General features: G+C 77.9%; 3 protein-coding genes. All 3 read left to right on the forward strand.

From position 1 onward, the window contains the following. Positions 1–8: 8 nt before the first annotated feature. On the forward strand, positions 9–4,625 hold the full coding sequence (locus ACFVTF_RS22205) for a condensation domain-containing protein (RefSeq protein ID WP_387815796.1): 4,617 nt from the start codon (positions 9–11) through the stop codon (positions 4,623–4,625). Beyond that, positions 4,622–10,036, forward strand: a complete 5,415-nt coding sequence (locus ACFVTF_RS22210) for an amino acid adenylation domain-containing protein (RefSeq protein WP_387815798.1) — start codon at positions 4,622–4,624, stop codon at positions 10,034–10,036. Before ACFVTF_RS22205 ends, ACFVTF_RS22210 begins: the two co-directional genes overlap by 4 nt. Positions 10,037–10,040: 4 nt before the next feature. After that, on the forward strand, positions 10,041–17,068 hold a 7,028-nt coding region (locus tag ACFVTF_RS22215; RefSeq protein WP_387815800.1), incomplete at its 3' end, for an amino acid adenylation domain-containing protein.

The raw sequence follows: 17,068 nt of genomic DNA on the forward strand, positions 1-17,068 counted from the left end.
GAGCAGCAGTGACCAGGACCTCAGCGACGGCCCCCGCCGACACCGACATCGCCGTCATCGGCATCGGCGCACGCTTCCCCGACGCCGACGACCTGGCGGCCTTCCGGGCCAACCTCGCCGCCGGCCGGGACTCCGTCGGGGACATGCCCGCCGCCCGGGCCGCTGCCACCGGACTCGACCCGGACGCGGGCTACCTGCCGATGGGCCACCTCGCCGACGTCCACACCTTCGACCACGCCTTCTTCGGCCTCTCCCGGCGCGAGGCCGCCCTGATGGACCCCCAGCAGCGGATCGCGCTGGTCCTCGCCCACCAGGCCGTCGAGGACGCCGGCCACGCCGCGAGCGCCCTGCGCGGACGCGAGGTCGCCGTGGTGCTCAGCGCCGCCGCCTCCGGCTACCTCGGCGCCGCCACCGAGCCCGGCCCGCTCAGCGCCCTCGGCAACGTGCCCTTCGCGCTGCCCGCCCGGATCGCCCACGTGCTCGGCTTCGAAGGCCCCTGCTACGCCGTCGACACCGGCTGCAACGGCTCGCTCGTCGCCGTCCACCAGGCCTGCCGCGAACTGCGCGACGGCGAGGCCGAGTACGCGCTCGCCGGCGGCTTCAGCCTGCGCCCCGGCGGCCTGCCCGCCCGGCAGACCGAAGGCATGACCGAACTCGTCTCCCCGAGCGGCCGCTGCCGGGCCTTCGACGCCGACGCCGACGGCACCGCCAGCGGCGAGGGCGGCGCCGTCCTGCTGCTCACCACCCTCGGCCGGGCCCGCGCCGATGGCACGCCCGTCCACGCCGTGATCCGCGGCAGCGCCGTCCGGCACAACGGCCGCGCGGCCGCCACCATCAGCACGCCGAGCGCACCCGCGCACGCGGCGGTGATCGGCGCGGCCTGGCGCGCCGCCGGGCTCGACCCCGCCCTGGCCGGCTACCTGGAGGCGCACGGCTCCGGCACCCGGCTCGGCGACGCCGTCGAACTGGAGGGCCTGGCCCAGGTGTTCGGGCCGCGCGGGTTCGGGGCGCGGGGCCGGCGGCTGCCGATCGGCTCGGTGAAGACCAACGTCGGCCACCTCGACCACGCGGCCGGGATCGCCGGTCTGGTCAAGGCCGTCCTCGCGGTCGGCCACGGCGAGCTGTACCCGTCCCTGCACTTCCGCCGGCCCGTCGACGAGGCCGCCCTCGAACCCGTCGAGGTGGTCACCGCGCTGCGCCCCTGGGAGGGCGAGGAGCGGATCGCCGGCGTCAGCTCGTACAGCCTCGGCGGCATCAACGCCCACTGCGTGGTCCAGCGGCCGCCCGTGCCCCCGCGCGCCGACCGGCCGGGCGCCCCCCGGCTCGTCGCCGTCTCCGCGCGCAGCCGCACCGCGCTCGCCCGGCTCTGCGCCGACCTCGGCACCGCGCTGACCGGCCCGGCGGCCCGCGACACCGACCTCGACGACGTCGCCCTCACCCTCAACTCCGGGCGCACCCACTACGGACACCGGGTGGCGGTGTGGGCCCGCGACACCGTCGGGCTCGGCCGGGCCCTGCTCGAACGGGCGGCCCGGCTCGACGCCTCGCCGCCGGTCGGCGGCGCCCCGCGCGGCGCCCGGACCAGGCCGCCCGCCGTCTGCCTGCTGCTCTCCCCGGACGCCGCGCCCGACGCCCCCGGCCCGGCGGAACTGCCCGACGCGCTGCCCGCCACCGGCCCGGCGGCCCGGCTGCTCGCCGGCCAACTCGCCCTCCACCGCGAGCTGTCGCGCTGCGGCGTGCCCGTGGAGACCGTGCTGAGCAGCGGCGTCTCCCGGTACGCCGCCCGGTACCTGCTCGGCACCCTCACCGCCGAGGACACCCGCGAACTCGCCACCGCCACCGCCACCGGTGCCGAGGCCGCGCCGCCCGACCGGGACCGGCTCGTCGCGGCGGCCGAACGGCTCGCCGCCGCCGGACCGGTGGTGTTCCTCGACCCCGGCCCCGGCGGCGTCCTCGGCCGGCTGCTCGCCGAGCGGTTCGGCCCGGAGGGGCAGGACGGCGCCCGGCTGGTCACGGCCGCCGACGACGGGTTCGCCGCGCTGCTCGGCCGGCTGTACGAATGCGGCCTGGACCTGGACTGGACGGCGCTCGGCCCCGAGCCCGGCACCGCCCGCCGGCTGCGCCTGCCCGGACACCCGCTGGCCGCCACCCCCTGCTGGATCCGGCCCGCACCGGCGGCCACCGCCCTGCCCGTCGTACCTGCTGCGCCCGTCGCGTCCGCGCCGCCCACCGTCGAGAGCACGGGGACCGGCCCCGACGAGGACCCCGAACGCTGGCTCGCCGAAGTCCTGGGAGAGCTCCTGCACAGCGAGCAGCCGCCCGGCCCGGAGGCCGACTACTTCGAACTCGGCGGCAACTCGATCATCGCCCTCCAGCTCGCCGACCGGATCCAGACCCGGTTCGGTTTCCGCCCCCGGCTGCTCGACGTCTACGAACACCCCGCCGTCGGCGCGTTCGCCGACCTCATCCGCCGCCGGGCCGGCGCCCCCGCGGCCCCCGCCCTGCCGCCGATCACCCCGCGCGACACACCCCCGGTCACCTCCTTCGGCCAGGACCGGATCTGGTTCCACCACCAGCTCGACCCCGACACCACGCTCTACAACCTCCCGATGGTCAGCCTGATCAGCGGCCCGCTCGACGTCGACGCCGTCCGCGGCATGTGGCACGACCTGATGCTGCGCCACGAGGTGCTGCGCTCCAACTTCGCCGAGGAGGACGACGAGCCGGTGCTGCGCATCCGCCCGGAGCCCGGCGACTTCTTCACCTTCCACGACGTCTCCGCGGATCCGGACCCGCTCGCCGCCGCCCGCGAACTCGTCCGGCAGGCCGCCGAGCACCGCTTCGACCTCGCCCACGACCCCCTCGTGCGGGTGCTCGTGGTCCGCACGGCCCCCGAGCAGCACGTGCTCCAGGTGACCATGCACCACGCCGTCAACGACGGCGCCTCACCGCGGATCTTCGAACGCGAGCTGCCCGAGCTGTTCGCCGCCCGCCGCGAGGGCCGCCCGCACCGGCTCGCACCGCTGCCGGTCCAGTTCGCCGACTACGCGGCCTGGCAGCGCGAACTGGTGGCCGGCTCGGCCCTGGACGGCGAACTCGCCTACTGGTGCGAGACCCTGCGGGACGCGCCGGTGCTGCGGCTGCCCACCGACCACCCGCGCCCGGCCCGCAAGGACCACGCCGGCGACCTCGCGGTGTTCACCGTGGACGCCGCCCTGATGCGGGAGCTGCGGCGGCTCGCGGCCGACCGCTCCGTCACCCTCTTCGTGGTCCTGCTCGCCGGCCTCTACCTGCTGCTGGCCCGCCGCAGCGAGCAGGACGACCTGGTCGTCGGCATCCCGACCACCGGGCGCAACCGGCCCGAACTCGAAGGCCTGATCGGCTTCTTCAACAGCACCGTGGCGCTGCGCGCCGACCTGTCCGGCGCCCCGTCGGTGACCGCCTTCCTGCACCGGGTGCGCGCCGTGGTGCTGGAGGCCCTGGAGCACCAGGAGATCCCCTTCGACCGGGTCGTCCAGGCGCTGACGGACGAGCGCGATCCGGGCCGGAGCCCGCTGTTCGACGTGTTCTACGTGCACCAGGAACTGCCGCCGATCCAGCAGATCGAGGGCACCTCGACCGGGTACTTCGACATCGGCCACAGCGCCGGCAACCTGTTCGGCGGCCTGCCGGCGGGCACCGCCAAGTTCGACCTCACCCTGATCACCTCCGACCGGGTCGGCGACGACGCCATGACCGCCTGCCTGGAGTTCAGCACCCAGTTGTTCACGAGCGGGACGGCGGCCGCTTTCGTCGCGGAGTACACCGAACTGCTCCGTGAACTCGCTTCTGCCGATGGTGAGTTGCCGATCTCCCGGCTGTGGGCCGGGGCGCCGGCGGCCGTCTCCGCCGACGCGGTCCCGGCCGCCCCCGCCGAGGTGCCGGCGGCCGGCCCGCCCGGGCCCGTCCGGCTCGACATCCCCACCGACCGCCCCCGCCCGGGCCGCCCCGACTACACCGAGCGCAGCGTCACCGTCCCGGTCGACGAGTCGCTGCGCGGCGCCATCGCCCGGTCCGGCCCGCACCCCGACCGGGTGCTGCGGGCCGGCTGGCTGGTGCTGCTCTCGTGGGTCTCCGGCCAGGACGAGGTGGCGGTCGGCCTGCCCGGCGGCGCCCTGCTGCGGGCCGACCTCGCCGACGAGCCCGCCTTCACCGACCTGCTCGGGCGCACCAGCCCCGACGGGACGGCCGGCCCCGGAGGCGAGCCCCCGGTCCGCTCCCGGGGCGACGGGGGTGACGGCGTCGGTCACGGCGTCGGTCACGGCGTCGCCTCGCGCGGGGTCGAACTCGACCTCGGGTGGCGGGCGGAGAGCGGCGCCGCCCCCACGGCGCTGACCGTCCACTACGCCCCCGAACTCTTCGACCCGCCGACCGCCACCGGCTTCGCCACCGGCCTGCGCGAGCTGCTGCGCGGCCTGCTCGCCGAGCCCGACCGCCCGGTCCACGACGTGGCGGCCGACTACGCCGACTACGCGGACCGGGCCGAGGGCGCGGAGCACGCCGACCACGGTGACCACGCCGACCACGCCGACGCGCCCGAGACCGTGACCCCGCACTCCGACGACGACACCGTGAGGGCCCTGTGAGCAGCTCCACCGCCACCCCGCTCGACGCCGCCCGGCGTGCCGTCCTGCGGGACACCCCGTCGCTGCCCGCCGACTGCGTGGCGCGCCTGGTCCGCTTCGAGGGCCCGGTCGGGCTGGACCGGCTGCGCCGCGCCGTGGCCCGGGCCCTGGCCGAGCGCCCGGACCTGCACGCCGGCTACCGCGCCGCCGCCGGGGGCGGCCCCGGCCTGCTCCGCCCGGCCGATCCGGCCCAGCCGCCCGCCGTCGCGGTGATCGACCTCGACCCGGAGGAATTGGACGGCTGGCTCGCCGCCGAGCTCGTCCGCCCGCTCGACCTGCTCGGCGGGCCGCTGCTGCGCCATGTGCTGATCCGCCGATCCGACGGCGGACTCAGCTGGTTCCTGCGCCACCACCGGCTGGTCGACGACGACGCCGGGCTGGCCGCGTTCGTCCGCCGGGCCGGCGAGCTGTACGCCGAGGACGGCGAGACGGCCCCGGCCTCCCTCGGCACCCCCGCCCCCGCCCCCGCCCTCGCCCCGGACCCGGACGCCGACCGGCCCGCCGACCGGGCGTACTGGCGGGAGGTCCTGGGGGCCGCCGGCCCCGAGCCCGCCGCCGCCCGCCCGGCCGGGGCCGTCGCACCGCCGGCCGAACTGCCCTGGCTGCCGGTGGCCGACCCGGCCGCACTGGCCCGGGTCGCCCGGGCCGGCGGCGCGGGCCCCGCCGCGGTGCTGCTCGCCGCCGCCGCCGTCCACGCGCACCGGCTGACCGGCGCCCGGGAGCTGCTGCTCGGACACTGGAGCCCGGCGCCCGGCCCGGGCGGCCGCGGCCTGGTCGTCCCGGTGCGCCTCGCCCCGGCCCCCGGGCTCAGCTTCACCGCCGTCCTCCGGCAGGCGGGCCGCGCCCTGCGCGCGGCCCGCCGCCACGGCCACCGGCCGGACCTCGACCTGCCCTGGGGCCCGTCCTCCGGGTACGGCCTGGTCACCGGGATCGCCGACAGCGCCGAGCGGGTGGCGTACGGCCCCGGGACGGTCGCCGTCCTGGCCCGCGCCTGGGGCGAGCCGCTGCCCGGCCTGTTCCTGCGCGCCGACCCCACCCCCGGCCCGGCGGACCCGGACGGGGCGTGGCGGGTCGCCGCGGGCGGCCACGGCGCCGATCCGGCGGCCCACCGCCGGCTGGTCCGGCTGCTGGCGCGGCTGGCGGCCCGGCCCGATGAGCCGATCCACTCCTTCGACCTCGCCGGCGAGGACGAGTCGGCCCTGCTGGGGAAGGCCAACGCCACCGAACACGCGGTGCCCGAGACCACCGTGCCCGCCGCGTTCGCCGCCCAACTGGCGCGGACCCCGTCCGCCGTCGCGGTGCGCGGCGCGGGCGAGGTGCTGGACTACGCCGAACTGGACGGGCGCTCCGAGCGGATCGCCCGGCTGCTCGCCGGCCTCGGCGTCGGCCGCGAGGACGTCGTCGCGGTGCTGCTGCCCCGCACCCCCGCCCTGGTCGCGGCCGTGCTGGGCGTGCTGAAGGCCGGCGCCGCCTACCTCCCGGTCGACCCGGGCCACCCGCGCGGCCGGGTGGAGTTCGTGCTCGCGGACGCCCGCCCCCGGGTGGTCCTGACCACGGCGCAGCTGGCCGCCGCCGTGCTGCCGGAGCCGGCCGCCGACGGACCGTCCGTCGTTCTGCTGGACGAGCCCGCCGCCGTCGAGCCCGCTCCCGTCGAGCCCGCCGGCTCCGCGCCCGCCGAGGCGGAGTCCACCGGCCCGCTGCCCGGCAACGCGGCGTACGTCATCCACACCTCCGGCTCCACGGGGGCGCCGAAGGGCGTGGTGGTCACCCACCGGGCCGTGGCCAACCTGGCCGCCTGGGCGGCGGCCGAGCTCGGCCCCGAAGCCCTCTCCCGGGTGCTCGGCTCCACCTCGCTCTCCTTCGACCTGTCGGTCTTCGAGCTCCTGGTGCCGCTGTTCGTCGGCGGCAGCGTCGACCTGGTGGACAACCTGCTCACGCTGCTGGAACGCCCGGACTGGTCCGGCAGCCTGGTCAACACCGTCCCGTCGGTGTACCAGCAGGTCGCCCGGGCCGAGTGGGTGCGCGAGCGGGCGACGACCTACGTGTTCTGCGGCGAGCCGCTGCCCGCCGCCCTGGTCCGCCAGGTGCACGCCCGCAACCCGGACGCCCGGGTGCTCAACCTCTACGGCCCCACCGAGGCCATCGTGTACGCCACGGCCGGGGCGTGCCCGCCCGGCGCGGACGGCGAGCCGTCGATCGGCGTGCCGATCGGCAACGTGCGCGCCCACGTCCTCGACCCGGCCCTGCGGCCCGCGCCGATCGGCGTCACCGGCGAGCTCTACCTGGCCGGCGACTACCTGGCCCGGGGCTACGCCCACCGGCCGGGGGCCACCGCCGAGCGCTTCCTGCCCGACCCGTTCGGCCCGCCCGGCGCCCGGATGTACCGCACCGGGGACCTCGCCCGCTGGACCGCCGCCGGGGAGCTGGAGTACGCCGGCCGCACCGACCACCAGGTGAAGATCCGCGGCCACCGGATCGAACTCGGCGAGATCGAGGCCCGGTTGACGGAGCTGGACGGTGTCCGGCGGGCCGTGGTGGTCGCCACCGACGACGGTGAGGGCGACCGCCGCACGACGGCCTTCCTGGTCGCCGCCGAGGGCCGCCCGGCCGACCCGGAGGCCGTCCGGGCGGCGCTGCGCGAGGTGCTGCCCGCACCCGTCGTCCCGGCCGCCCTGGTCTTCCTCGACGACCTCCCGACCAACGCCAACGGCAAGACCGACCGCGGCGCGCTCGCCGCCCTGGCCGCCGGAACCGCGCCGGGGACCACGCCCGAGCCCCCCGCCGCCCCGGCCGCCGGCCCCGTCGAGGTGCTGCGCGAGCTCTTCGCCGGCGTCCTCGGCCTGCCCGAAGTCGGCCCGGACGACAGCTTCTTCGTCCTCGGCGGTGACAGCATCCGCTCCATCAAGCTGCTCCGCCGGGCCCGCCGGGCCGGGCTGGCGCTCGCCCCGGAGGACGTGTTCGCGCACCCGACCCCGGCCGGACTCGCGGCCGTCGCCACCGCGCTCGACCCCGCCGACCAGGGCGCCGGCCGGCCCGCAGGCGGCGAACTGCTCCCACTGGACGCCGCCGCACGCGCCTGGTTGCAGGACCGGTTCCCGGGCCACCGGGACGTGCTGCCGCTGACACCGCTCCAGGAGCGGCTGCTCTTCCCCACCCAGCACAGCCAGGGCGGCGGCGGGGCCTACGTGATGCGCCTGTGGATGCTCTTCGACGGGCGGCTCGACCCGGTCGCGCTGCGCCGCGCCGTCGAGGCGCTCTGCCGCCGCCACCCGAACCTGGCGGCCGGGTTCGTCCGCCTCCCCGACGGCCGGCCCGTCCAGGTCGTCCCGGACCGCCTGCCGCCGTTCACGGAGCTGGACCTCAGCGGCCTCACGGCGGCCGAACAGGAGGCGGAGACCGAGCGGTTGGCCGCCGAGGCCAGGACCACCCGGTTCGACCCGGCCGACCCGCCGCTGATCCGCTTCACCCTGCTGCGGCTGGGCCCCGGAGAGGGCGTGGGAGCGCAGCGGTACCGGCTGGAGGTGGTCGCCCACCACACCCTGATCGACGGCTGGTCCAACCAGCTCCTCCTGCCGGAGCTGTTCGCCCTGTACCGCGACCCGGCCGGGCTGCCCGAGCCGGTGCCGCTGCGCGCCCACCTGGAGTGGCTGGCCGGCCGCGACCACGAGGCCGCCCGCCGGGCGTGGCGCGAGGCCCTGGCCGCGCCGATCGAACCCACCCTGGTGACGCCGCCCGGGCTGCCGCCCGCCGCCGGGTGGCCGGGCCGCCGCTACCGGCCGCTGGGGGAGGAGCGCACCGAACGGCTCGGCGCCCTCGCCGCCGGGCTGGGCATCACGCTCAACACCGTGCTCCAGGCCACCTGGGCGCTGCTGCTGGCCGAGCGGACCGGCCGCCCCGACACCGTGTTCGGGATCATCGTCAACGGCCGCTCGCCGGAGCTGCCGGGCTCCGAGTCCGTCATGGGCTTCCTGATCAACACCCTGCCGCTGCGGATCACCCTGCGGCCGGAGGAGTCGCTGGCCGGGCTGCTGACCAGGGTCCAGCGCGAGCAGGTCCGGATGATCGCCCACCAGCACCTGGGAATCCCCGCGATCCAGCGGGCGACCGGCCTCGGCGAACTCTTCGACACCGTCATGGTGTACGAGAACTTCCCGCAGTCCGGCGACCAGGGCGACGCGCTCCCGGGGGTGCGGATCACCGGCTCGGGCAGCGAGACGGCCGCGCACTACCCGCTGTCGCTGATGGCCATCCCGAGGGGCGACGGACTGGAACTCGACATCCTGCACCGGGAGGACGCCGTCGACGCCGAGGCCGCCGACGCCCTGCTCGCCCGGCTGCTGGGGCTGCTCGACACCCTCGTCGCCGAGCCGGACACCACCGTCGGCGCCCTCGGCCTGCTCGCCTCCTGGCCCGCGACCGCCGGGCCCGCCCGCACCCCGCTCCCCGCCGACGCCACCGCCGACACCTCCGCCGACACCTCCGCCGACGCCGAGCCCGTCCCGCCCGCCGACGGCCTGGAGCCCATGCTGGCCACCCTGCTGCCGCTGCGCTCGACCGGCACCGGCGCGCCGCTGTTCTGCGTGCACCCGGCCGCCGGGATCGGCTGGACGTACGCGGCGCTGCTGGGGCCACTCGGCGACCGGCCGCTCTACGTCCTGCAGTCCCGCGGCCTCGACGGCCGGGGGCCGCTGCCGGCCAGCCTGGAGGAGGTGGCCGAGGACTGCGTGCGGGAGATCCGCGCCGTCCGGCCCGACGGGCCCTACCACCTGCTCGGCTGGTCGTTCGGCGGCCTGGTCGCCTACGCCGTGGCCGCCCGGTTGCAGGAGCAGGGCGCGGAGGTCGGCCTGCTCGCGATGCTCGACAGCTTCGTGCTCGCCGACCTGCCCGCCCGCACGGAGGCCGAGGTGCTCGCCGAGCAGGGCCACGTCCGCAACGCGCTGCTGCGGCTGACCGGGGTCGACCGCCCCGCCGACGCGCCCGCGCCGACCGCCGAGGAGTTCCTCGCCCTCGCCAGGGACTCCGACTCGCCGTTCTCCGTCTTCTCCGAACACCACCTGACCGCGCTCGCCGAGGTCTACGACAACAACGTCCGGCTCGGCCGGGCCTTCCGCCCCACCGGGTACCGCGGCGACCTGCTCCTCATCGAGGCCGTCCCCGAGACCAGCGGGCCCGTCCAGGACCCGGAGAGCTGGCTGCCCCACCTGGCCGGCGGCCGGGTGCTGCGGCACCGGACCGACCACGGCCACCAGGACCTCGGCGGCCCGGCCGCCCTCGTCGACCTCGCCCCGGCGCTGCTCGACCGGCTCGGCGACCCGTCCGGGTCACAGGGTCCGCAGGGGCCGCACCAGCCGCACGAGCCGGAGAGGAGCTGACCGGATGTCCGCCACGCCCGCCACACCCGCCCGACGACGGCCGCTCACGGCCCCGCAGGCGGGAATCTGGTTCGGCCACGAGGCCGACCCCACCCGGCGGCGGTTCACCGCCGGCCAGTACGTCCGGTTCCACGGCGCGATCGACGAGGAGCTGTTCGAACGCGCGCTGCGGGGCGTGGTGGCCGGCAGCGAGAGCCTGCGGGTGCGCTTCGAGCCGACCGCCGACGGCGCCGTCCAGATCGTCGAGGACGCCGCCGACTGGCCGCTGCACCGGCAGGACCTGCGCCACCACGAGGACCCGGCCGCCGCCGCCCGCGCGTTCCTCGCCGCCGAACTCGCCCACCCCTACGACCTGACCGCCCGCCCGCCCTTCGACCACTTCCTGCTGCGGACCGGCGAGGCGGAGTACCTCTGGTACCTCCGGATCCACCACATCCTGTGCGACGGCGTGGGCGGGGCCGGGCTGATGCGCCGGGTGGCGGCCGAGTACACGGCGCTGCACGCGGGCGAGCCGCCCTCCACCGGCGTGCACGACCCGCTCCAGGCCCTGCTGGACGACGACGCCGCCTACCGGGCCTCCGCCCGGTTTCGCACCGACGCCGCCTTCTGGGCCGAGGAGTTGGCCGGCCTCGGCGACCCGCCCCGCCTCGCGGGCGGGCGCAGCGCCCCGACCGGTTCGGGCCCGCGCCCGCCGGTCGCCGTCCGGACGGAGCTGTCCGCCGAACGCTGGGCCGCCGTCCGCGAGCGCGTCGGCGCGGGCTGGACGGCGCTGTTCCCGGCCGCGCTCGCCGTCGCGCTGCACGCCGACACCGGCGAGGGCACGGCGGTGATCGGCCTCGGCGTCCGCGGCCGGGACGCCGCGCTGGCCCGGCGGGCCCTCGGCATGACGGCGAACGTCGTCCCGCTGCGGCTCGCCGTCGACCCGGCGGCCACCGTCGGCGGCCTGGTGGCGGCCACGGCGGACCGGGTCCGGGCCGCGCTGCGCCGCCAGCGGTACCGCTTCGAGGACCTGCTCCGCGACACCGCCGCCGTCCGGGGCGACCGGCCGCTGATCGGCCCCACCCTGAACCTGCTGCCGCTCGACCTGGACCTGCGGTTCGGCGGGATCCCGGCCACCGTGCACGAGGTCTCGCCGGGCCTGCCCGAGGACTTCGCGCTCGGCGTCTACGACAACGGCCGCGCCGCCCTGCCGGTGTTCGCCGACGCGGTCGGCGACTACCCCGAGGACACCGTCCGGGCCCACCTGGACCGGGTGCTCGACCTCGTGACGGCGCTGGCCGAGGCCCCCGAGGGGCTCCCGGTCGGCCGGCTGCGCACCGGCAGCGCCGTCGCCCTGCCCGCGCCCGCGCCCGGTTCGGCCCCCGCGTCGGCGCCGGACCGGACCGGCCAGGACGGCGACACCCTGGTCTCGCTGTTCGAACGGCAGGCCGCCGCCCGCCCGCAGGCACCGGCCGTGGTGCTGGGGGAAACCGTCCTCACCTACCGCGAACTCGACCTGCGCGCCGACCGGTTGGCCAGCCGGCTCGCCGCCCGGGGCGTGCGCCGCGGCGACCTGGTGGGCGTCGCCCTGCCCCGCTCGCCGGACCTGGTGGTCGCGCTGCTCGGCGTCCAGAAGGCCGGCGCCGGCTACCTGCCGCTGGATCCGGACTACCCGGTCGAGCGGCTGCGCGCGACCATCGAGGACGCCGCGCCCCGGCTCGTGGTGACGGACGACTCCGCCCGGGCGGCGCTGCCCGACGGCGTCGAGACCCTGCCCGTCGACGGCGCGGACGAGCCCGCCGACCGGGCGCAGCCCCAGCGCCCCGGCCCGGACGGCGTCGCCTACGTCATCCACACCTCCGGCTCCACCGGCCGCCCCAAGGGCGTCCTGGTCACCCACCGCAACGTCACCCGGCTGCTCGCCACCACCGCCGAGCGGTTCGGCTTCGGACCGGACGACACCTGGACCCTGTTCCACTCCTACGCCTTCGACTTCTCGGTCTGGGAGCTGTGGGGAGCCCTGCTGCACGGCGGCCGGCTGGTCGTCGTCCCCCGGGACACCGCCCGCTCGCCCGAGGAGTTCCTGCGCCTGCTCGCCGACGAGCGCGTCACGGTGCTCAACCAGACGCCCTCGGCGTTCACCCAGCTGGCCGCCGCCGACGCCGCCCACCCCGGCCCGAGCGCCCGGCTCGCCCTGCGGTACGTCATCTTCGGCGGCGAGCAGCTCGAACCCTGGCGGCTCGCGGACTGGTACCTGCGGCACCCGCAGGACACGCCGCGCCTGGTCAACATGTACGGCATCACCGAGACCACCGTGCACGTCACGGCCGGCGACCTCGACGCCGCCGCCGTGGCCTCGGGCACCGCCACCATCGGCCGCCCGCTGCCCGACCTGCGGGCGTACCTGCTGGACGCCGCCCTGCGGCCGGTGCCCGACGGCCTGCCCGGCGAGCTGTACGTGGCCGGCCCCGGTCTCGCCCGCGGCTACCTCGGCCGCCCCGCGCTGACCGCCGCCCGCTTCACCGCCGACCCGTACGGCCCGCCCGGCAGCCGGATGTACCGCAGCGGGGACCGCGCCCGCCGCCGCCCCGACGGCGAACTCGAACACCTCGGCCGCACCGACCGGCAGGTGAAGATCCGCGGCTACCGCATCGAGCCGGGGGAGATCGAGGCCGCGCTCGCCGCGCTGCCCGGCATCTCCGGCGCCGCCGTCCTCGCCACCGAACGGGAACCCGGGCACAAGGCGCTGACCGCCTACCTGCTCGGCACCGAGGAGGCCGTCCGCGCGGCCGCCGACCACGCCCACGCGTCGCTCCCGGACCACCTGGTGCCCGCGGCCTTCGTCGCCGTCGAGGCCTTCCCGCTGACCGCCAACGGCAAGCTCGACGAGCACCGGCTGCGATCCCTGGAGGCTGGGGCGGCGGACGGCCGGGGCCGGGCGCCCAGCGGCGAGCACGAGACCCGGCTGCACCGGCTGTTCGGCGAAATCCTCGGGGCCGAGGGCTTCGGCGCGGACGAGAGCTTCTTCGCCCTCGGCGGCGACTCCCTCTCGGCGAACCGGCTGGTGGTCCGCGCCCGCGCCGAACTGCCCGCCGAGCTGACCGCCGGACTGACCATCCGGGACGTCTTCGCGGCCCCCACCGTGGCCGGCCTGGCCGCCCGGACCGGTGCCCGTGGTGGCGCCCGCCAGGGAGCGGCGGCGGCCGGCCGGGCACTCCCGCAGCGCCCGCAGGCCGGCCCCCGCCCGGAGCGCGTCCCGCTCTCCCACGCCCAGCGCGGCCTGTGGTTCCTGCACCGGCTCGGCGAACAGGCGTCGACCTACCACATCCCGCTCGCCGCCCGGCTGACCGGGCCGCTCGACCTGGCCGCGCTACGGGCCGCCGCCGGCGACGTCCAGCAGCGGCACGAGAGCCTGCGCACCGTGTTCCCGGCCACCGACGGGCAGCCGTACCAGCGGATCCTCGACGACCCGCCCCTCCCGCTGACCGTCCGGCACCCCGGCCCCGCCGACCTGGACGCGGCGGTGCACGAGGAGGTCCACCGGCCCTTCGACCTCGAACAGGGCCTGCCCTGGCGGCTGGTGGTGTTCACCGCCGGGCCCGGCACCCACCTGCTGCTGATCGTCCTGCACCACATCACCGCCGACGAGCAGTCGCTGGGCCCGCTGACCCGCGACCTCGCCGCCGGCTACGCCGCCCGGGCCCGCGGCCGGGCCCCCGAGTGGCCCCGACTGCCCCTCCAGTACGCCGACTTCACGCTCTGGCAGGGCCGGGAGCTCGGCCCGGCCGGCGATCCGGACAGCCCGCTGGCCACCGAACTGAAGCACTGGCGCGAGGCCTTGCACGGCGCGCCGGAGCGCACCGCGCTGCCGGTGGACCACGAGCCGCCGCCCGGCGCGGCCCTGCGCGGGGCCGCCGCCGAGTTCCACTGGGACGCCGAACTGGTCGCCGCGGCAGCCGAACTGGCGGCCGGCCGGGGAGCCACCCTGTTCATGGTGCTGCACGCGGCCGTCGCCTGCCTGCTGGCCCGCTCCGGAGCGGGCACCGACCTCGTCCTCGGCACGGTCACCGCCGGCCGCGCCGACCCCGCCCTGGACGACCTGGTCGGCTACTTCGCCCAGCCGCTCGCCCTGCGCACCGACCTCTCGGGCCGCCCGGGCTTCGCGGAGCTCGTCGACCGCGTCCGGCACGCCGACCTCACCGCCTTCGCCCACGACCGGGCGCCCTTCGACCGGGTGGTGGACGCCCTCGCACCCGACCGGGAACTCGGCCGCCACCCGCTGTTCCAGGTGATGATCACCCTGCACGGCGGACGCGGGCCCGCGCTCACCCTGCCCGGACTGTCCGGCGCACCGCACCGGTTCGAGCGGGTGATGGCCAAGTTCCCGCTGCTCTTCGAGTTCGCCGAACAGCCGGACGGCACGGTGCGCGGCGTCCTGGAGTACAGCACCGGCCACTTCCGCCCCGAGACCGCCGACCGACTGGCGCAGGGCCTCGGCCGCCTGCTGGCGGCCGCCCTGGCCGACCCGGCGGCACCCGTCGACACCCTCGACGCCCTCGGCACTCTCGACGCCCTCGACCTGTCCGGCACCCCCGGTCCGGCCGCCCGCCCGCTCCCGGCGCCCGCCGCCGCCCGCCCGCAGCCCGCCGCAGGCCCGGAGGGCGGCTCGCCCGCCGAGGAGCAGCTGCGGACCCTGTTCGGCAGTGTCCTCGGCCGGGCGCGGCCCGGGCCGTCGGAGGGGTTCTTCCGGCTCGGCGGGGACAGCATCCTGGCGATCCAACTCGCCACCCGGGCCCGGTCGGCGGGCGTGCTGATCACGCCGAAGGACGTGTTCACCCACCAGACCCCGCGCGCCCTCGCGGCCGCCGCGGCCGTCGTCCCGGACGGTGGCCGCGCCCCGGCCGCCCGCCCGGTGGTGCCCGCGTCCCCGGGCGGGGTGCTGCCGCCCACCCCGATCGCGGACTGGCTGGCGGCCCGCGGCGGACCGGTCCACGGCTACGCCCAGTCCCTGCTGTGCGAGGTGCCGCCCGGCGTCACCGAACACACCCTGAGCGCCGCCCTCCAGCAGCTCGTCGACCACCACGACGCGCTGCGGACCCGGCTGACCGGGGCCCCGGGCGAGCCGCTCGCCTTCGAGATCCGGCCCGCCGGGACGGTCCGGGCGGCCCCGCTGCTGCACCGGATCGACCTCGCCCGCGAGGGCCTGGCCACCGCCCCCGGCCGCGACCCGGCGCCCGCCCTGCTGGAACTCGTTGCGGAACAGCGGCAGGACGCCCGCCGCCGCCTCGACCCCTACCGGGGCGACCTGCTGCGGGCGGTCTGGTTCGACGGCGGCCAGGGCGGCCTGCTGCTGATGGTGATCCACCACCTCGCCGTCGACGGCGTCTCCTGGCGGATCCTGCTCGACGACCTCGCCCGGGCCCACCGGGCCGCCGCCGACGGCCACCCGGCCGAGCTCGCCGCCGTCCCCGTCACGGCCGCCGACTGGGCCCGCGCGCTGCGGGCCGCCGAGGCCGACCCGGCGGTCGCCGCCGACCGGGACCACTGGCACGGCCTGTTGACGGCCGGGACCGGGACCATCGGCACCCGGCCGCTGGACCGCACCCGGGACACCGTGGCCGGGGCCGCGACCCTGCGCACCACCCTGGGCGGTGGCCCGACCGCCGCCCTGCTGGCCGACCTGCCCGACCGACTCGGCGCCGCCGTACCGGAGATCCTCCTCGGCGCGCTCGCCGCCGCCCTGCACGGCTGGCGCGGCCGCAGCGCCGACGGCCCGCTCCTGGTGGACGTCGAGGGCCACGGCCGCGACCCGGAACTCGCCTCCCTCGACGGCCTCGACCTCTCCCGGACGCTGGGCTGGTTCACGGTCATCCACCCCGTCCTGCTGGACACCGGCCCGGCCGGACCCGACACCGGGGGAGCGGCCCGCGCCGACGACCCGGCCCGCGCCGACGACCCGGCCCCCGCCGACGACCTGGCGCGCGCCGTCGCGGCCGCCCGGCAGTGCCTGCGCGCCACCCCCCACCGGGGCCTGACGTACGGGCTGCTCCAGCGGTCCGGCACGCTGCCCGACCGCCCGGCCCCGATCGCCTTCAACTACCTGGGCCGCTTCGACACCACCCGCCGCGGCCCCTGGCAGCCCGTCCCCGGCACCCTGCGGGGCGAGGCCGACCCCACCCTGCCGCTCGCCCACACCCTCTCGGTCGACGCCTTCGTGGAGACCGGCCCGGACGGCCCGCGGCTGCGGGTCGAATGGGCCTGGCCGGCCGGCGTGCTGGCCGCCGACGCGGTGGCCGACCTCGCCGCCAGCTGGGAGCAGGCCCTCACCACCCTGGCGTCCGCCGGCCCGCCCCGGACCGGGGATCCCGCACCCGACGCCCGGCCCGAGGCGCCCGCCGAAGCCTGCGCCGAGGCGCCCGCCGAGGCCGCCGTCCTGCTGCCCGCCACGCCGCTCCAGGCGGGCCTGCTGTTCCACTCCCGCTACGCCGCCCACGACGGCCGCCGCGACCCGTACCTCGTGCAGCTCGTCCTGGACCTCACCGGCGCGATCGACCCGGAGCGGCTCCAGGACGCCGCCCGGCGGCTGCTCGTACGCCATCCGCAGCTCGCCGGGGCCTTCACCAGCGGCGAGTCCGGCCCGCCGCGGCAGGTCGTGCCAATCGAGGTGACGCTGCCCTGGCGCACCGTGGACCTCACCGGACGGGCGGAGCGGGAGCAGTCCGCCGACGCCCGGCGGCTCGTGGCGGAGGACCGCCGGCCGTTCGCCGTCGACACCCCGCCGCTGATCCGCTTCACCCTGCTGCGGCTGGCCGCCGACCGGTGGCGGCTCGTCTTCACCCACCACCACCTGCTGCTGGACGGCTGGTCCGTGCCGATCGTGCTGCGCGAGCTGCTCGCACTGCACCAGGGCGTCGAGCTGCCCCCGGCGCCGTCCTACCGCCGCTACCTCGACTGGCTGGCCGGTCGCGACGACGCGGCCGCGCGCGGCGCCTGGCGCGCCGCCCTCGCCGGGGCCGAGCCCACCCGGGTCGGCCGGCCCGCGCCGGCCGGCGG

Origin of the sequence: Kitasatospora sp. NPDC057940, assembly GCF_042887425.1 — a bacterium.
Classification (GTDB): Bacteria; Actinomycetota; Actinomycetes; order Streptomycetales; family Streptomycetaceae; genus Kitasatospora.